This is a genomic window from Pseudomonadaceae bacterium SI-3 (assembly GCA_004010935.1).
GTDB lineage: Bacteria > Pseudomonadota > Gammaproteobacteria > Pseudomonadales > Pseudomonadaceae > Stutzerimonas.
The window spans coordinates 3,482,688-3,500,174 of the sequence record CP026511.1; the positions used below are offsets into that span (position 1 = coordinate 3,482,688).

General features: G+C 57.8%; 14 protein-coding genes. 9 read left to right on the forward strand and 5 right to left on the reverse strand.

Annotation, left to right across the window (positions count from 1 at the left end; all coding sequences use genetic code 11):
- Positions 1-79: 79 nt before the first annotated feature.
- Positions 80-610 (reverse strand): hypothetical protein, encoded by a 531-nt coding sequence (locus C1896_16300; GenBank protein AZZ46331.1) that lies wholly within the window; start codon positions 608-610, stop codon positions 80-82.
- Between the two features lie 117 nt (positions 611-727).
- On the opposite strand from C1896_16300, the gene C1896_16305 reads away from it, so the two are divergent.
- The 3 genes from C1896_16305 to C1896_16315 all read left to right on the forward strand — a co-directional run bounded on the left by C1896_16305 (position 728) and on the right by C1896_16315 (position 2,049).
- Positions 728-1,030: a hypothetical protein gene (locus C1896_16305; GenBank protein AZZ46332.1), complete on the forward strand. Its 303-nt coding sequence runs from the start codon at positions 728-730 to the stop codon at positions 1,028-1,030.
- A 161-nt stretch (positions 1,031-1,191) separates the two neighbouring features.
- Entirely contained in the window at positions 1,192-1,611 is a 420-nt protein-coding gene (locus C1896_16310) for a dehydrogenase (GenBank protein AZZ46333.1), read from the forward strand.
- A gap of 18 nt (positions 1,612-1,629) precedes the next feature.
- The gene (locus C1896_16315; protein ID AZZ46334.1) at positions 1,630-2,049 is read left to right on the forward strand and encodes a VOC family protein; all 420 of its coding nucleotides are present in this window, start codon (positions 1,630-1,632) and stop codon (positions 2,047-2,049) included.
- A gap of 882 nt (positions 2,050-2,931) precedes the next feature.
- Here C1896_16315 and C1896_16320 read toward each other — a convergent pair.
- Together C1896_16320 and C1896_16325 are read right to left on the reverse strand one after the other, a co-directional pair.
- Complete coding sequence (locus C1896_16320) at positions 2,932-3,675, reverse strand: twitching motility protein PilT (GenBank protein AZZ46335.1); 744 nt, start codon at positions 3,673-3,675, stop codon at positions 2,932-2,934.
- A 76-nt stretch (positions 3,676-3,751) separates the two neighbouring features.
- A complete protein-coding gene (locus tag C1896_16325; protein AZZ46336.1) occupies positions 3,752-4,534 on the reverse strand; it encodes a hypothetical protein in 783 nt (260 codons plus the stop codon).
- A 200-nt stretch (positions 4,535-4,734) separates the two neighbouring features.
- Here C1896_16325 and C1896_16330 point away from each other — a divergent pair, with 200 nt between their 5' ends.
- Positions 4,735-5,745, forward strand: a complete 1,011-nt coding sequence (locus C1896_16330) for an MBL fold metallo-hydrolase (protein ID AZZ46337.1) — start codon at positions 4,735-4,737, stop codon at positions 5,743-5,745.
- Positions 5,746-5,867: 122 nt separating this feature from the next.
- The gene (locus C1896_16335) at positions 5,868-7,985 is read left to right on the forward strand and encodes a TonB-dependent siderophore receptor (protein ID AZZ46338.1); all 2,118 of its coding nucleotides are present in this window, start codon (positions 5,868-5,870) and stop codon (positions 7,983-7,985) included.
- Positions 7,986-8,157: 172 nt separating this feature from the next.
- Here the strand turns inward: C1896_16335 and C1896_16340 are convergent, their stop codons facing one another.
- On the reverse strand, positions 8,158-12,255 hold the full coding sequence (locus tag C1896_16340) for an ATP-dependent RNA helicase HrpA (GenBank protein AZZ47706.1): 4,098 nt from the start codon (positions 12,253-12,255) through the stop codon (positions 8,158-8,160).
- A 93-nt stretch (positions 12,256-12,348) separates the two neighbouring features.
- On the opposite strand from C1896_16340, the gene C1896_16345 reads away from it, so the two are divergent.
- From C1896_16345 to C1896_16355, 3 genes are read left to right on the forward strand one after another with little or no spacing between them, the layout of a single operon-like run.
- Positions 12,349-13,851, forward strand: a complete 1,503-nt coding sequence (locus tag C1896_16345) for an integrase (protein ID AZZ46339.1) — start codon at positions 12,349-12,351, stop codon at positions 13,849-13,851.
- On the forward strand, positions 13,817-13,999 hold the full coding sequence (locus tag C1896_16350) for a hypothetical protein (GenBank protein AZZ46340.1): 183 nt from the start codon (positions 13,817-13,819) through the stop codon (positions 13,997-13,999). Before C1896_16345 ends, C1896_16350 begins: the two co-directional genes overlap by 35 nt.
- Before the next feature lie 60 nt (positions 14,000-14,059).
- The gene (locus C1896_16355) at positions 14,060-14,569 is read left to right on the forward strand and encodes a hypothetical protein (protein AZZ46341.1); all 510 of its coding nucleotides are present in this window, start codon (positions 14,060-14,062) and stop codon (positions 14,567-14,569) included.
- A gap of 309 nt (positions 14,570-14,878) precedes the next feature.
- Here C1896_16355 and C1896_16360 read toward each other — a convergent pair whose 3' ends face one another.
- The gene (locus C1896_16360; protein AZZ46342.1) at positions 14,879-16,237 is read right to left on the reverse strand and encodes a hypothetical protein; all 1,359 of its coding nucleotides are present in this window, start codon (positions 16,235-16,237) and stop codon (positions 14,879-14,881) included.
- Between the two features lie 408 nt (positions 16,238-16,645).
- Here C1896_16360 and C1896_16365 point away from each other — a divergent pair, with 408 nt between their 5' ends.
- A complete protein-coding gene (locus C1896_16365; protein AZZ46343.1) occupies positions 16,646-17,263 on the forward strand; it encodes a serine recombinase in 618 nt (205 codons plus the stop codon).
- Positions 17,264-17,487: the final 224 nt, after the last annotated feature.

The following is a 17,487-nucleotide window of genomic DNA, read 5'->3' on the forward strand; positions in this document are numbered from 1 at the left end:
GACGCATACGGGCCGGGGAGTCAGAGCATAGAAGCGATCAGCGCTCATATCGAGCGGCTTTTCACCCACTGCGCGTTGCTCACTTGTTGGCCCAGAACAGGTAGTCGGCCTGGTAATCAACGATCTGGCGCTCGCCCTCGTTGGCCGCTTCGCATGTTTTGGCCGGCGCTACGCCACCCTTGGTCGCGACGCGCTGGATGTAAGTGACACCTGTCATGGCGCCCTTACCTTCAGCCGGGTTGGCCTTGACCAGCTGATGAGGAATGTTGCCGTCGCCGGCTGGCGCAATGGCGACCTGAGTACCGGTCACCTTGGAGCCATCCATCGCTTCCCAGGTTGCAGGTGGGCCGTAGTATTTGCCGACCTGCTTGCCGCTGCGGTCGTTGAGCGCCGCTTTCGGCCCCATGAAGACCCAGGCCATCTGGCCGGGCATGTCGGTCTTGGCTTGGCATTCATAGGTGATCTGGCCGACGCCAACCGTTTCCATGGCGACCTTGTGGCCGTCCGGTACGCGCACGGCTTCAGGTACGTCCATCTGGGCGAAGGCGCTGGCAGAACAGCCAATGGCCAGTGTCAGACCGGTCAGGCAGAGGATCTTTTTCGCGTCCATTTTTGGTGTCTCCGGGTAGTGATCAGATTGGGCGGCCAAGCAGCCGCTACCTGTACTACCCGTCAGGCAGACGATTGGATGCAGTGAGTTTGAAAAATAATCTGCTTAGCTTTGCGCATGACCAGTCGCGCCGATGCCGAACTGCCTTTCTACATTCGCAGAGAACACGCGATGCCCTATCTGACCACCCTGGAATTCCCAACCATCGATCGGCAACGCTATGACGCGCTCAGTGCAACGCTCGCATCGAGCGGCCCGCCGTCCGGCATCCTGTTTCACTCATGTGCTGCCGTGCCCCATGGCCGGCGCATCACCGATCTGTGGGAGAGCGCAACCGCTTCGATCGGTTCGTCGACGTATCGCTCCTGCCCGCCACCCGCGCATTGGGCTGGCCAGAGCCGTCGCGCAGGGAATGTATAGCCACGTATCACGCAGGCATGGTTCAGCGCTGAATGAAGAATCGCCTGAAGAAAAAGACGGCTGGTTGTCGATTTGGCTGGGCTCAGAACGACTAGGGATTAGTGCCGGCGGATGGGTTGATGCCGACTTGGCCGTCCTTAACTCACAGAGGAACCGAAGCGATGCGATTCATGGTGATGATCAAGGCCAACGCGCAAACCGAAGCGGGCGAGATGCCCAGCGAGGATGTTCTTGCAGCCATGGGCCGTTACAACGAAACCCTGGCCAATGCGGGCGTGCTGCTTGGTGGCGAAGGCTTACACCCCAGCAGCCGAGGTGCGCGGGTGCGTTTCAACGACGGCCAGTGCTCGGTCGTGGATGGCCCCTTCCTCGAGACCCGCGAGCTAATTGCAGGTTTCTGGCTATTCCAGACGGCCTCGTTGCAGGACGCCATCGATTGGGTAAAGCGCTGCCCGGTATCGGCCGTCGGTGAGTCGGAAATCGAAATCCGACAGGTGTTCGAAGCCGAGGACTTCGGGGCGGAATTCACCGCCGAATTACGCGAGCAAGAAGAACGCCTACGCGCGCAAATCAACCACTAACCGCACCAGGAGAATCGAATGAAAATTACCCCTTACCTCACCTTCGACGGTCAGGCACGTGACGCCTTTACGCTGTATCAGCAGGTACTCGGCGGCGAACTGGAAATGATGACTTTTGCACAAGCGCCTGACGCTGGGCACTTCCCGGCGGAACATCGCGACCGAATCATGCATGTCTGTCTGAGCCTCGGCGAATTCTCGCTCATGGCGTCGGATACCATGCCGGAAGATCCCGCTTGTGGCGGAGGACCATACGAAGGCATTAAGGGTTGCTCGATCTCATTGCACCCCGAAAGCATCGCCGAGAGTGAACGCCTATTCACAGCGCTTTCGGAGGGCGGGCAGGTTGTGATGCCCCTGGAGAAAACTTTCTGGGCCGAGCGTTTCGGCATGTTTATCGACCGCTTCGGCGTGTCCTGGATGATCAACTGCGCTTAGTGGCAAGCAGCCATCCCCTCGACTCATTCGAACGGATTTGTCCAGTCTTATAGCAGCAAAATTATCTAAAAAACCCGTTGACAGATAATTTTATGCACATAAGACCCGGCCGGATTGGCTCTGCTCGCGAGGGTGTGGCAAGCGCCAGACTAAACAAACCTAAGTTATTGATTAAAAAGGCTTTATCAATACTGGGCAAAAACTCGTCGATCTGTTCTGAGCCGCGCCAGATGGGCGTTTGAGCAAGTCATCCAATATATGTTCACAGTGTTATCCACAGCTTTTGTGGATAACACACCACTCCCCAAGCACACCGGGGCTTAGCGGTCGCCGGCCACACCCTTACCCTTTAATTGTTACAGTTTTGCCGACCATGCCGTGGAGCCTTTCTGGGGACTCAACCAGGGAAGCTACTTCGGCTTTTGCCGACGTATTGCCGATTTGGCTATGTACGCTCGTCTTAGCGGTAGTGCTATTTCCCCAGTGCGTTGGTTCGCTGCGCTGAAGACGCGACGACGGATATCACGCCTTCACGGTTGTGACCACGGACAAGGGTTGCAAGCCGTATGGGATGGGCAGGCGCTTTCACCCGACCCTATCTACCTGTCCAATCAGCGAGCCGTGGACTGAACGCGCAAGCAACGGCCTGATCAGGTCAGTGGCCTCGACGGCGGAGGCCTAGCAGCATCAACACCAAGCCTGTCGCCAGAAAGCCGGGCGCCATCCATAGAAAGGTTTTCGTCTCCGACGCAAGGCCAATCGCCAGGCAAGCAACTCCTGAGACGAGCAGAGGGATGGCCGGCGTAAGGCAGGACATCGTGTGGCGCTGCATGGTCGGCTCCTGAGGGGTTGGGGACAACATTAACCGATACGAAAGGAGCACTAGTCAACGAGCGTCAGGGAATCGAGCAAGGCCCGCATGTCCTGCCAGTGCGTGCCTTCCCAGAAAATCCGATCACATTGATCGCAGCCCAAAAAACGCTCATGGCGCGCCTGCACCCGCGGCGGCACGCGATCGAGTATGGCCTCCTTGTCCACCGGATGCAGTGGTACGTTGCAGCTCAGACACAGGCTGAAGGGCCGGGCATGGCTGGCCAGATCGAGCCGTTGGTAGAGTTCGCGTAGCTGGTCCTGAGGTTTGATTGCATGTACATAGCAGCCATGCAGCACCAGCCGATGCATCAGCAGCGCACGGTCGCGGGTCAGCAGCGCACGGCGTTCACGGTTGGCCAGCTCTGCCATTGCCGCATCTTCAAAATTGTTGTCGTAGAGCGTGTCGAAGCCAGCCATTCGCAGCAGCCGCGCCAGACCTCCGAGGTGGGCATCGGCCACGAAGCGGGGCGGACCCGGCGGCAAGGGTTCAGTGGCGGTCAGGGAGCCGATATCCAACTGTTCGAACTTGGGATACACGGCGATTCGGTCACCCGCCTCGATTGGCCAGTCAAGGCCAGCCGGCGCGCCATTGACTAGGACTAGCGCCACCTCGGTATGCGGTACGCCGAGGGCTTCTATCATGTGCTTGGTGGTGGCCGACTCGGCGCAGGAACAGCGAAACGCCTGCCCGCGACGCTCGACGGCAAGGAATGCGTTCAACCTGGCATAGAAGCGAAACGTTGCATTCGTCATGGTATCTGGGCACCGCCAACCGCGCATGCTCTGCCAAGAATTGCGCGGCGCGTGTCACTCCCGAAAAAGCGATAGGTCAGATTAGCTTATAGCCGATCATCGCCAACATGACTGCCAAGCAAGGTCGTAACACCCCTTCCGGCACCCGGCCGGACAGGTTGCTGCCCAAATAAATGCCCGGCAACGAGCCTATCAGCAGGTAGCTCAGAATGGTCCAGTCCATGTTGCCCATGCTGGCGTGACCCAGCCCGGCTACCAGCGTCAATGGCACCGCATGGGCGATCTCAGTCCCCACCAGGCGGCGCGTGGCGAGCAAGGGGTAAAGGAAGAACAGCGCCACTGTACCCAGCGCACCGGCGCCTATCGAAGTCAGCGTGACCATTGCGCCAAGCACAACGCCCACAGCTAAGGTCAGGATGTTCAACCCGCGCGGCGATAGCCGGGGGGTCGGGCCTGACAAGCGAGCTGCCACAGCGAGCAGTTGCTTCTTGAACAGCACAGCCAGCGCCGTGAGTACCAGCACGATGCCAAGGGAGTGTTTGATGATCGCGTTGAGCGCATCCTGGTCCGTGTGCAGCCCTTTCAACAGCCACAGCGTCAGCGCTGCGGCCGGCACACTGCCCAGCGCCAGCCAGCCGGTAATGCTCCAGTCGATGTTTCGATTCTTCTGGTGTACCCAGACGCCGCCGGCTTTGGTGATCGCTGCGTAGAGCAGGTCGGTGCCCACGGCCGCAGCCGGGTTGACGCCGAACCACAACAGGATCGGCGTCATCAGCGAGCCACCGCCTACACCGGTCATGCCAACGATAAAGCCAACCAGCAGGCCGGCTACAACAAAGCCGATTACACCGAATTCCATGCGAACGTCCGATTCAAGGCACACAGGCCGTGTCAAAGGCCAGCAGCATAACGGTCCGAACTAGCAATCCTTAATATAAGTTCGTGCTTTCTTAGTAGCTAAAAGATATATGAACCCGGCAAGGTGCCCCGGTCGGGTGCAGGTTTCTCCGCCGGCACTCGGCCGCCATACTGACGCGACGACTACGCACGAGCATTACCATGGACTTGATCTTCCTTGGCACTTCTTCCGGCACGCCGACCAAGGCCCGCAATGTCAGCGGCGTAGCGCTGCTGGAGGACAGTGGTAAAGGCTGGTATCTGATCGATTGTGGCGAAGCCACCCAGCATCAACTACTGCATACGCCGCTGACGCTGCATGGCTTGCGAGCCATTTTCATCACCCACGTGCACGGCGATCACTGCTACGGCTTGCCGGGATTGCTCGCCAGCGCTGGCATGGCACGGCGCCAGGAGCCGCTGGATATCATCGCTCCGCGGGCGATCGAAGACTGGATACGTGCCACGCTGGATATGAGCCAGAGCTGGCTACCCTACGAACTGAAGTTTCACGCCACGGAGTCGTTCGACGGCTGGTGCAGCTCGCAGATGCGCGTCGAGGCCACTGCCCTGTCCCATCGGGTCCCGAGCTGGGGTTACAGCTTTACGGAAAGACGTCCCGATCCTAGCCTCGATGTCGACAAGCTCGACCGCGACGGCGTGCCGCGCGGCCCACTCTGGGGCGATTTGATGCGCGGTCAGGACATCGAACATGAGGGACGCACGCTGCGTAGTGAGCACTATCTAGTGTTCAGTCGTGCACCGCGTCGTGTCGTTATAGCGGGCGATAACGACCAGCCCGAACTTCTACGCGAGGCCTGCCAAGGCGCGCAACTGCTGGTCCACGAAGCGACCTATACCCAGGCCATCGCCGAAGCCGGTAAAGCTGATTTCGGCCACAGCACAGCCGCGCAGGTCGCCGCGTTCGCAGCGTCGGTCCAGCTGCCGCATCTAGTGCTAACGCACTTCAGCGCGCGGTATCAAGGCGCACCGAACAGAGGCTTATCAATAAACGACATCCGGGTGGAGGCAGCAGAGCACTTAGGCTCGAACTTGATTTTGGCCGAAGATCTGTTGCGGATCAGGCTGGACAAAGGAGGTCAGCTGCAACGGGTGGAACGGCTTGGCAAAAATGCGCGAGAAGCAGCCGTGAGCCGGCCAGGCGGCTCGTAGCGTTGGGCGAGGCGGGAAACTATAACGAAGAGCGTAAAGCCAACCACTAAAGATAATCTCTATCATTTACATTTAGTTTACACGCCGCTATCGTCGCCTCCTCTTCCACTGGAGATGACACCGTGCCATCAAATGTAACCCGTCTATTGCCGCTGCTCAGCGTGCTTGCAGCTCCGGCTGTTTACGCACAATCCGCTTCCCCGCTTGAGCTTCCTGCCACCGCAGTAACCGGTGCCCGCGAAGAAGCGAGCTATAAGCCCGAAGAGAGCAGGACAGCCCTAAAGATTGACGCCCCGCTGCGCGATATTCCGCAGTCGGTCAATGTGGTTCCCCAGAGCGTGCTCAGGGACCAAGGCGCCGATTCCCTCGAGGATGCGTTGAAGAACGTACCAGGCATCGGCCTGAGCAACGGCGACGGGCAACGCGACCAGGTCACCATCCGTGGCTTCAGCGCCATTGGCGACCAGTACATCGATGGCATTCGTGATGACGCGCTTTACTACAGGGACATGTCGAACATCGAGCGCGTGGAGGTGCTCAAGGGGCCGGCGGCAGTACTTTATGGTCGTGGCTCGTCTGGCGGCCTGATCAACAGCGTGACCAAAAAACCTACATTCACGCCAGAGCAGGAAGTGGGTGTCAGCTTCGACAGCGAAGGAAAACGGCGCACTCAGTTCGATGCCGGCTGGGCCGATCAGGAGCAGAAAAACAAGGCGTTTCGTGTAACCGGCGCGCTGGAAGACAGCGACACCTTCCGCGAAAACGGTTTTCTGGAACGCAAGGCCCTGGCGCCGTCTGCCTACTTCCAGCTCTCCGACGATCTGGAGATCAACCTCGGCGCGTCATATCTGTACGACAAGCGTCTGATCGACTTCGGCATTCCGGCACTCAACGGCCGCCCGGTCGATGTGGACCGCGATAAACGCTTCGGTTCTGCCGACGCGGATCAGGACTACACCCGCAGCGAAGTCTTCTCGCTGACTGCCGGTATCGATTACCGCATCAATGATGCCTTCACACTGAGCAATACCAGCCGCTATTACCATTACGATCTGGACCGCAACAACACCCTGGCTCACACTGACGCCAACCGCTTCGTCACTGCCCCGGACGGTACCTTGCTGGTCAAGCTCAAGCGCGGCAATGTGCAGCGTAAAGAGGATGGATGGTTCAACCAGACCGAGCTGAAACAGAACGCGGTCGTCGCTGGAATGAATCATCAATTGCTTTACGGCGTTGAGTTCGGACGCCAAGAAAAAGACCAGCAGTTTTTCAACCAAGATGATGTAGCGAGGGTGCCTGTTTACGGCGATGCGCTACAACCGGTGCCGTCTCAGGCCAACCGGAAGACCGGCGACGGTCTCAATACGCAAGAAACTACAGGCCTCTACATCCAGGATCTGATCGAGCTGTCGCCACACTGGAAAGCGCTGTTAGGCGTGCGTTACGACGAGTTCGACCAGACCTTCCGCGACGACCTCAACGGCAAGACTGAGCTGGAGCGTACCGATTACACGCTGAGCCCGCGGGCGGGTCTGGTCTGGCAGCCGGATGACAGGCAGTCCTACTACCTTTCGGTCAGCCAGTCCTATCAGCCCTCAGGCGAAATGTTCCAGGTCAGCGCAGCCAACGTGGAACTGGAGCCTGAGGAAACCACCAACTACGAGATCGGCGCTAAATGGAACCTGTTGCAGGATCAGCTTACTTTGACCGCAGCGGTATTCCGCCTGGAGCGTACTCAGATCAAGACCACTGACCCAGTCAACCCGGCCAAGCTGGTACTGGCGGGTGAGCAACGCACTGACGGGTTCGAAACCACCTTCATGGGTCAGGTCTCGGACAACTGGCAGCTCTATGGTGGCTATGCCTTCCTGGATGCGGAGATCACCAAATCGAACAGCAAGACCAACGGTATTGCCAACGAGGGCCAGGTGCCAACGCTCACGCCGCGCCACAGCGCCAACCTGTGGGCGGTGCGCTCACTCACTCCCGACTGGCGTGTTGGCATGGGCGCCAACTACGTCGGCAGCCGGTACACCTCGCTGGATAACGAAACCGAGTTACCCGGCTACACCACATTCGATGCAGCGCTGTTCTATCAGCAAGAGCAATGGGATGCGGCACTGCGCCTGTTCAACGTCTTCGATAAGGAGTACTACGCCTCGGCCCATGGTTCGGTCGACCTGATTACCTCTGGCGCGCCGCGCACCCTTGAGCTGAGCGCGAACTACCGATTCTAAACGCCCTTCGGCTACCCGAAACAAGCGAGGCGCTTGTTGATAAGCGCCTCGTTTTATTAGCGGCCTATGCCACCGTCAGCACTGGTCCGACTTGCAATGATGCGGGCTGCTTAGGGTACGCCTGAAAAACAATGACGGCCTGAAGAACAGCCGCGACTGCAACGCTCTACGGTCAAGCCTCCACCTGGCTCCACTGCTTGTTCAAGCGCTTGTCCGATACCGCCATCTTCGTGCCCAGCTGCTGGGCCCAGAGCGACACGCGATACTCCTCCAGCATCCAGCGGTACAGCACCAGTTCCGGATCGCGCTTGCCTTCCTGCTGATGCTTTTTCAACCGCGCCTGGTACTGCTCCCAGTAGCCAGCCAATTCGCCGGACCACACCCGATCGCGCTGCAGCTGCGCGCCGATCTTCTCAAAGCGCTGTTCGACGGCTTTGAGATAGCGCGGGTATTCCTTGAGCCATTCGCCCGGTGTTTCGCGAACGAAGCCGGGATAGACCAGATTGCCCAGCTGCGCCTTGATGTCGTTGAGCGCGACCGCCTGAGCAAGGTCGATCTTGCCCTTGAAGCGCTTCTGCAGGCCATGCCAGAGCTTGAGGATGTCCAGCGTCAGGCGGGCCAGACGCTCAGCATGGGTCGCCCAGTCGCCACGCTTGCGTTCCGCCAATGACGCAAGCGCAGCACCATCGCGTGGCAGTTGCGCTTCGCCGTCGAGGATGCAGCTGTCGAGGCTGGCCAGAAGGATGTCCTCGACCAGCGCATCGATCTTGCCCATGTCGCGGTACAACAACGCCAGTTCGGTCAGTCCCGGCAGCTTGTTGCGCAAGTACTTGGCCGGTTCGGCCAGTTGCTGCAGCAGCAGTCGTTGCAGGGCGCGGCGGTGCTGATAGTCGGCTTCGGCCTGGGTCGGGAAGCGGCCTTCTTTGACCACCCCGCCTTCTTCCACCAGTGCCGGGTAAACCGTCATGGACAGCCCCGCCATTTTCGCCTGGGCTTTTTCCGCCACCTGGGCGAAGCCCTTGGCCTCCACCGGTTTCTGTTCAGCCTTTTGCTGCGGGGGCGCCAGCGCGGCCTGGCTAGCTTCATTGAAGCGTGCGGTCAGCTCGGCAAGATCACGACCTTCACCAAGAAACTTGCCGCGTGCGTCCACCACCTCAATGTTCATCTTCAGATGACTTTCCAGGCCCGCTGCGGCTTCGGCCCAGGCCTCGTCCGGAACCCGTGCGCCGGTCATGCGCAGCAGCTCGCGACCCAGCGCCTCAGGCAGCGCGCCTTCCGCAAAGCTGACTTTCGAGAGTGCCGCCTTGACGAAGTCGGGCACCGGCACGAAGTTCTTGCGGATCGCTTTCGGCAGGTTGCGCACCAGCGCCACCGCCTTTGCCTCGATCAGCCCTGGCACCAGCCAGCCCAGCCGTTCGCTGCGCAACTGCGGCAGCAATGGCGCCGGCACACGCAGAGTCACGCCGTCGCGCGGATGGTTGGGTTCGAAATGGTACTCCAGCGGCAGTTGCAGCTCGCCGATGCGCAGATGATCCGGATACATCGCCGCAGTGACTTCGCTGGCGTCACGCGCCAGCACGTCTTCGTCGCGCATGATCAGCAGCTGCGGATCGTTGACACTCTCGCGCTTGTACCAGCTTTCGAAACTGGCGGTCTGGTAAATGTCCTGCGGCACGCGCGCGTCGTAATAAGCGAACAGCGTGTCTTCATCGGCAATGATGTCCCGCCGCCGGGCCTTGGCTTCCAGTTCGTCGAACAGCTCTAGCAGCTCGCGGTTGGCGGTGAGTGCCTTGGCGCGACTGTGCATCTCCCCGCGCACCAGTCCTTCGCGAATGAACAGCTCCCGTGCGGCAGGCGGGTCGATAGGCCCGAAATGCACCGGGCGCCGCGCCACCACGATCATGCCGTACAGGGTGACCTGCTCGAAGGCCACCACCTGGCCGCGCTTCTTCTCCCAGTGCGGCTCGAAGTGGTTGGTCTTGATCAGGTGCTTGGCCAGCGGCTCGATCCAGTCCGGCTCGATCTTCGCCACCATGCGGGCGAACAGCTTGGTGGTTTCGACCAGTTCCGCCGCCATGATCCAGTTGGGCTTCTTGCGCCCGATGACGCTGGACGGGTGCACCCAGAAACGTCGCTGGCGGGCACCCAGGAAGTCGCCCTCCTCGGTCTTGTGGCCGACCTGGCTGAGCAGGCCGGACAGGATCGCCTTATGCACGGCCGCGTAACTTTTGGCCTTCTGCGCAGCCTCGTTGGCTTCGGCTTGCTCGGCCAGCTTGACGTTGACCTTCTTATCCTTCGTCAGGGCTGGTCTGTCGGTGGAAGAGGCTTCGCCGTCTTCCACCCTACGTGGGGCTGCAGTTTGCGCGGGCTTCGCATGATCGGCAGCAAGCTGGCTCCTACGGTTGTTCGCGTTATCGTTGAGCTTCAACTCCCGCACGATAAGTGTCAGTTGCCGATGCGCATCACGCCACTCACGAAGGCGGAGATAGTTGAGAAAATTCTTCCGGCACCAAGTGCGCAACGGATTGGAACCCAGCGCCTGGCGCTGTTCCTCGAAGCCGCGCCAGATATTGATCAGCGCGGCGAAGTCAGAATCCGGGTCTTTCCACTGCGCATGGGCCTGATCGGCCTGTTGTTGGCGGTCGGCTGGTCGCTCGCGCACGTCTTGCACCGACAGCGCACTGGCAACGATCAGCACCTCGGCCATGCTGCCCAGCTGCGCCGCTTCGAGCAGCATGCGGCCCAGGCGCGGGTCGATGGGCAAACGCGCCAGCTGTCGGCCCAGCGGTGTCAGCTGGTTTTCGCGATTGACCGCTGACAGTTCCTGCAGCAGGTTGAAGCCATCGCTGATCGCCCTGCCATCCGGCGGTTCGATAAAGGGGAAATCCTCGATCTGACCAAGGCGCAGATGCAGCATCTGCAGGATGACCGCCGCGAGGTTGGTGCGCAGGATCTCCGGATCGGTGAATTCCGGCCGACCGAGAAAATCCTCCTCGCTGTAGAGGCGAATACAGATGCCTGGCTCGACCCGCCCGCAACGGCCTTTGCGCTGGTTGGCGCTGGCCTGGGACACAGCCTCGATGGGCAGACGCTGCACTTTTGCGCGATAGCTGTAGCGGCTGATGCGCGCCGTGCCCGAATCGATCACGTAACGGATACCGGGCACGGTCAATGACGTCTCAGCCACGTTGGTTGCCAGTACGATCTTGCGACCGGCCGCGGGGCGGAAGATTTTCTGCTGCTCGGCCGGAGTCAAACGCGCATACAGCGGCAGCACCTCGGTGAACTTCAGGTTGGCCTTGCGCAGCACTTCGGCGGCATCGCGGATCTCGCGCTCACCGGGCAGAAACACCAGCACATCGCCAGGACGCTTGCCGATGCTTTTTTCATGCGCCTCGATTTCGTCCAGCGACGCCAGAATGCCTTGGTCGACAGTAAGATCGTCCTCGACCCGGTTGCCGTCCTCGTCAGTCTCAGCAGCCAGCGGGCGATACCAGGTTTCGACCGGGAAGGTTCGGCCGGACACCTCGACGATGGGCGCGCCATTAAAGTGCTCGCTGAAGCGCTGCAGATCGATGGTCGCCGAGGTGATGATGACCTTGAGATCCGGCCGCCGTGGCAGCAAGGTCTTGAGGTAGCCGAGCAGGAAATCGATGTTGAGGCTGCGTTCGTGGGCCTCGTCGACAATGATCGTGTCGTAGCGCTCAAGGAAACGGTCGTGCTGGGTTTCGGCCAGCAGGATGCCGTCGGTCATCAGCTTGATCAGCGAGCTGTCTTTGCTCTGGTCCTCGAAGCGGACCTGATAACCCACCAGCTCACCCAATGGCGTGCCGATTTCCTCGGCTACCCGCGTCGCGACGCTGCGTGCAGCCAGTCGGCGCGGCTGGGTATGACCGATCAGCCCGTGAACACCACGGCCGATTTCCAGGCAGATCTTCGGCAACTGGGTGGTCTTGCCAGAACCCGTTTCCCCAGCGATCACCAACACCTGGTGCTTTTCCAACGCGGCCTTGATCTCCTCGCGCTTGGCGGCAATCGGCAGGCTGTCGTCGTAGCGCATGGTCGGCACGCTCTGCCGCCGCGCCTCGGCCTTGGCGGCAGAGGCGTGGAAACGTTCGAGCCACTGGGCGAGGCGCTCGTCTTCGAGCGGTGCATCGCCAACTTTCTTGCGCAGGTCATGCAGCTGACGCCGCAAGCGATGGCGATCGGCGTACATCGCCTGGTCGAGGTTTTTCAGGAGTTGATCAAAGGCGGGCGTTGCGTCGGTCATGGACAGCCGTAAGCGATAGCGTGAAGGCCGCGATTGTCGCAGATTTGGCATGGATGTGGTGGGTCCCCAGGAACCACGCGGACTCCAGCAATCATGGGCCTTCACGAAGCTACACTCAGTCACAACCCAGTCACAAGTCGGTCACAAGTTCAGGTCGTTTTGGCCTCTCCTTGGCACTTCAGGAAGCAGGGCGTTTATCAGTTGAGGGTCCGACCCAAGGGCTCCACTGTGGCATCCTGTACTGTCTCGCTCCGCACTACCGACCGACCTACCGCAATGACCACCAGTAAGCAGCTCCAGACGTCTCTCAGGGCCTTCCACCTCGACAATCCCGACTCGACATGGCCTGAGCTACGCGACCACCTTCGGTCCATAGCTGAGGACCTCCTGGCGACTCCTACAGAGTGGGAATTGTTGGATGTCATGGGTCTGACTTACTCGGACCTCAATGATGACCTGGGGCGAATCGCGTCGACTGCCGCTCTGACCGTCCCTCAGACCAAAGGGGTGATTATGGCGAGGCAGATCATGCAGGCGGCTGAGCGGAGGCTGGGAGGTGACCCAAGGCAGCTGGTGAAGTTAATAGACAAAATAGATAGGGAGTCCGATCGTGATAGCCTCAAGGCATCACCTGTTTCCCTATCTGTAAGTCCACCTCAGGCTCCACCTCAAGCCCTTCCTCCAGTCCGCTTCGAGTCCCTCGCTGAGTCCTACCGAAACGAGCACCGGGCGAACACCAAGCCGAGTAGCTTCACGGAAATCAGCTATTGCCATGGCACCCTCTCGGAGGCTCTTGGCGATCTGGACATGAGGACCCACACACGGGCCCATCTCATTGCCCTTCGGGAGACGCTCTCGGAGACCCGGCGTCCGATTAGTGTGAACAACCTGCTAACCAAGCTCTCCACGGTCCTCAGCTGGGCTGTGAGCAACGATCTGATTCCCAAGGCATACACCCAGAACCTCAAGTACAAGAAGGGCGCAGAGAGCACCAGAAAGGCGTTCACTCAGGAGCAGATAGCTACTCTGATGGCCCACGTTAACAACCTCCCGGCTGACTCTTGGAAGCGATGGGCTTTGTCCCTGGGAGTCATCACCGGGGCAAGGCTGAATGAATACGCCCAGCTGACCAAAGAGGACATACGCAAAGAGGGGGATGTCTGGGTTCTCGACATCAACGACAACAACGGTAAGGAACTCAAGACGGCTCAGTCCAAGAGGCTCGTTCCGTTGACCGATGGGGCCTATGGGTTCGACCTGGGGGCCTTCCTGCGCTTCGTTGAGAACTCCGAGGGGGATACTGTGCTGGGCGTGAACTACCGCCTTGCTGGTCGAGGGCTTAACTTCGCTCTACGGGACATCCTGAGCAACGATGATCCCGATCTGACCCTTCACTCACTGCGGCACTCAATCACGTCCCTGCTGCAAGCTGAGGGGGTCCCAGTGGCGTACGTACAGGCGATCCTTGGGCAGTCATCGGGCACCCTGGCGTTTGATACATATGGCTCCGGGGTTCCAGTCGATAGGCTGGCTGTAATTCTGAAAGAGAAACTCCCGGTTTATGCCCTCACCGGTCCTGCTGACGAGCCTCGATAGCAAAACTACTGTCGTGCTGGAGGCCACCATTTCCTTCGGCTCGCTGATCAAGGGAATCGAACCGCAGACACGCTACATGGATCGCCAAGCCCAGTATTCGCAGGTGTTGAAGCACCTGGAGACTGGACGTTATGTGTACCTGTTGTAGGTGCCGACAGGCTGGTCCTATCGTATGCTGCAATCAACACTTCAATCGAGTAGAAGCCTGATGTTGACCCTCACCGACCTTGCTTCGGTCTTCACGATCGCCGGCGTGTTTGTCGCCGTTGGTCTTTACTGGTTTAGCCGAAGGCCGATCGTTGAGGCCCGAGCAACCCGTTCAGTTTGGCCCCGGAAGGATAGGCCTGATATTCAGGTCCGGTTTTTGAATCGAGGATCACGCCCCGTCACAGTTACGCACATAGGTTTCTCCTTATTAGGCCAAAGGTACAGTGTCCTCCATGAAGTAACTTCGCCGCAGACGGAGTTAATGGACGGCCAGTCTTGCACCCTCTCGGTAAGTTCCTACGATTTTGCCAGTCAGCTTGGGGAGATGCTTGTGCGAGACAAGGTTCGCCTGCCAAAAAAGGAATCTGCGTGGAAGGTCAGTGGAGTTTTTATAATATCCATTGACGACGTAAAACACTTCAATATGAAGATGGACGCAGAGGTATGCAAGGCCCTCATTGGAGCTTTAAACCTGGGCTTGAAGAGCGAAGGACAGATCCAGGCGACCTGATTTACTCATAGTTATGCATGGTATGGGCTTTCAATCAAAAGTCTCCTAAGCCCCCCAGCAGTCGGATGCCCACCTTAAAACAGATAGCTTTAATTAGTTCTGTTATTTTGTCAGAAAACTCAATTCTGTGCCCGGAAATTGTTGACCACTACAACACTTCTTTACTTACGGCCTGAGGCGGGATATCGGTAAGTAAAGATTGGGCGCTCTTCAGCACCACGGGTGCCTCGCTTCTTGCTAAAGCTCCATGGATGCGTTGCGATGTATTTTGTATTGGGCGTCCCGAGTTTTCGGCACAAGGGGTTGCGCTTAGTCTGGATCGTTTATTGGAAAATACTGAATTGGCCCATCGAGCTCTAAAAAGAACTTTTTAATAAGCTCCCTTCGGCACATTAACTCGACTTTAGAAATGATATCTAAACGACCATCAAGATAGCCGGATATGTTTATATTGGGCCCGCTTGGCATCTCTATTTCAGTACCGTCATCCAAGAAAAAGCCTAAGAACTGGAGTTTATCTAAATCACAAAGACCTAAGGGGTTTTCATTTATGAGCGCTCTATTTTGGCGACTGCAGCACTCTAATATATTTTTATCAGTTTCTTTGGCTATATTAATGGTGGCACTGAGCATAGATTCAAAGATAAATAGCTCTGAAATGTCCTCGGTCAAAGAAAAAGAACTATGAAGGTAATTCCATAGCTTAGAAATGGCCCGCTTTGGTTCGGTTTGCAGGAGTCTCATTATATTCGTGCGTGTTGAATAGTTAGAATGCGTCATCCAGCCATATAAAAACAGGACAGTTTTGAAGAAAATCACTGCTCTTGAGCTTGAGCGGCGTAGGTCCTGACTGATAGTGCTTCCACCAGCTCTGTTGGTTATGGATCGCTCAATAATATTGCTGATCACCGAGCACGCCGGATCACTTAGGTCGAGTGTAAATCGGCATAAAGTGCTTACGAAAATCAAAAGCTCTTTTAAAGACAGCGTGGGAAAGTGAGTCCTTGAAAGGCGCAAGAGCACCGTATACTCCGACTGTTCCCTATCTGCCAGAATGGCTTCAAAGTCTCTCTCAACCTTACGTGCGTACTGTGTTTTTTCTTGACACTCTTGCAATTCCTCACAAGCTTTTATTTTTACAAGGATTTCGTTGGCGTAGGCATTAGCTTCAATTACTGCAAGCATGCTTAAAGGTACAGTGTGGAAAACCGCCTCGCCGCATTTGAAATCTACATATATCACAGGGCCAAACTTTTTATGTATTTCAACTCTGTGTACCATTGACGTTGCGTCGGATAATGGGCGATCGCCTACTACGACTAAGTCTGCGTGAGATGTCAACTCTGAAATATTAATGAAAAAAACTGATAGTGGGTCGTTGGTTGAGTGGCCATCGGAGATCGCATTCATCAAGCGGAACTTTCGATATGTTAGTTCCAAGCCCCAAAGGGTAGTTGTGCAATCAGTAAAGTGGGTTAACTCATGGATAACCAGAGATCTGATATTTACTTTGGCGGGCCAGGCGTCACTCCATGATGTTGGCAGAGGATCTCGGAGCGCTTCTTCAATAAATTTTTTGGCTCCGGCCGTATAGTGTTTTAACTCGATAAGGTTAGAAATAAAATCGTAGGCCCCAAGGCTGTCAGTAGTCGACAATAGCTTTCTCATTTTTTGCACCTGTGGCCCGCCCACAATAACTTGCTCGACGGATAGTGGAAGACCTAACCCGTAAATCTATCGGTCACAGTGGTGTGAGCTTTAGCGCAGCCCTAACATCGAGTGAAAAGCTAAAAAAATCCCAGAGGTTATCCCACGATATGCCCTTTAGGCCTTCCCCCAGCCGCCGCTCCTCCTTTCAGTGATTTCCGACCGGTCTATGCATCGTTGGGCCAGTCAAGACATGTCGCATCCCTGTTCCATCTATGACTCGCAGCTATGTTCATTTGGGTATACATCAAGGGCCACACCGGGACCCAACTGAAACCGTGGCGTTGAGCTGTAGCGATAATGTCGGTTGACTATTCTTTTCGATGCACATAATGTAGCTACATCCAAATCGCTACAGAGCATCCCTCCATGATGATCCGCGCTTACCTCCGCGCTTCCACTACCGAGCAAGACGCCACCCGCGCTAAGGACCAGCTTCGGGAGTTCGCCCAGGCCCACGGTCATCGAGTGGCTGGCTACTACGTCGAGAATGAATCCGGAGCCACCCTCAAACGCCCCGAGTTGTTCCGCCTGCTGACCGATAGCGAGCCTGGGGATGTCCTGCTGGTTGAGCAAGTGGATCGGCTGGCCCGCCTGAATGAATCTGACTGGTCCAAGCTGCGGGCCGAACTCCAGGGGAAGGGCGTTCTTGTGGTCGCACTCGATCTGCCGACATCCCACCAAGCCATGAGCGCCAACCGAGCGGCACCAGATGACTTCACCGGGAGAATGCTGGCGGCTATCAATACGATGCTACTCGACATGCTGGCCGCAGTTGCCCGCAAAGATTACGAAGATCGACGTAGAAGGCAGGCCCAGGGAATCGAGAAGGCCAAGGCCGATGGGGCGTATCGAGGAAGGAAAACGGACGAGGGCCTTCACAAGCGCATTCGGACGCTACTCGATGAAGGGAAATCGATCCGGGCGGTTGCGAGCCTCTTGGGCTGCTCAACAAATACGGTCCAGCGGGTCCGAGCGACGCTGTAGAGCGTTCCTGGGTGAAATCTGAGGCGCTCGCTGGGTGATTCCCTTGCTGCGTAAACGTAGGAACGCCCTGTAGCACGGCTGTAGCCAAAAACCCTCAAGTCCAGGAAGCGCACCACGGGCCGTTCGGCAGGTGCCCAATGCAGTTGGATGGGTCGTCAGTCGCGTTCAACCTGAGGCCGCTCCGTGGCTTCGAGAAATCCTCACTGAAAGGAACAACCACTTTT

Coding starts and splice junctions, on each gene's coding strand:
- C1896_16300 (AZZ46331.1), bottom strand. CDS start 610: ATGGACGCGAAAAAGATCCTCTGCCTGACCGGTCTGACACTGGCCATT.
- C1896_16355 (AZZ46341.1), top strand. CDS start 14,060: ATGTTGACCCTCACCGACCTTGCTTCGGTCTTCACGATCGCCGGCGTG.
- C1896_16340 (AZZ47706.1), bottom strand. CDS start 12,255: ATGACCGACGCAACGCCCGCCTTTGATCAACTCCTGAAAAACCTCGAC.
- C1896_16350 (AZZ46340.1), top strand. CDS start 13,817: ATGCCCTCACCGGTCCTGCTGACGAGCCTCGATAGCAAAACTACTGTC.
- C1896_16325 (AZZ46336.1), bottom strand. CDS start 4,534: ATGGAATTCGGTGTAATCGGCTTTGTTGTAGCCGGCCTGCTGGTTGGC.
- C1896_16310 (AZZ46333.1), top strand. CDS start 1,192: ATGCGATTCATGGTGATGATCAAGGCCAACGCGCAAACCGAAGCGGGC.
- C1896_16320 (AZZ46335.1), bottom strand. CDS start 3,675: ATGACGAATGCAACGTTTCGCTTCTATGCCAGGTTGAACGCATTCCTT.
- C1896_16345 (AZZ46339.1), top strand. CDS start 12,349: ATGGGCCTTCACGAAGCTACACTCAGTCACAACCCAGTCACAAGTCGG.
- C1896_16360 (AZZ46342.1), bottom strand. CDS start 16,237: ATGAGAAAGCTATTGTCGACTACTGACAGCCTTGGGGCCTACGATTTT.
- C1896_16365 (AZZ46343.1), top strand. CDS start 16,646: ATGATGATCCGCGCTTACCTCCGCGCTTCCACTACCGAGCAAGACGCC.
- C1896_16305 (AZZ46332.1), top strand. CDS start 728: ATGACCAGTCGCGCCGATGCCGAACTGCCTTTCTACATTCGCAGAGAA.
- C1896_16330 (AZZ46337.1), top strand. CDS start 4,735: ATGGACTTGATCTTCCTTGGCACTTCTTCCGGCACGCCGACCAAGGCC.
- C1896_16315 (AZZ46334.1), top strand. CDS start 1,630: ATGAAAATTACCCCTTACCTCACCTTCGACGGTCAGGCACGTGACGCC.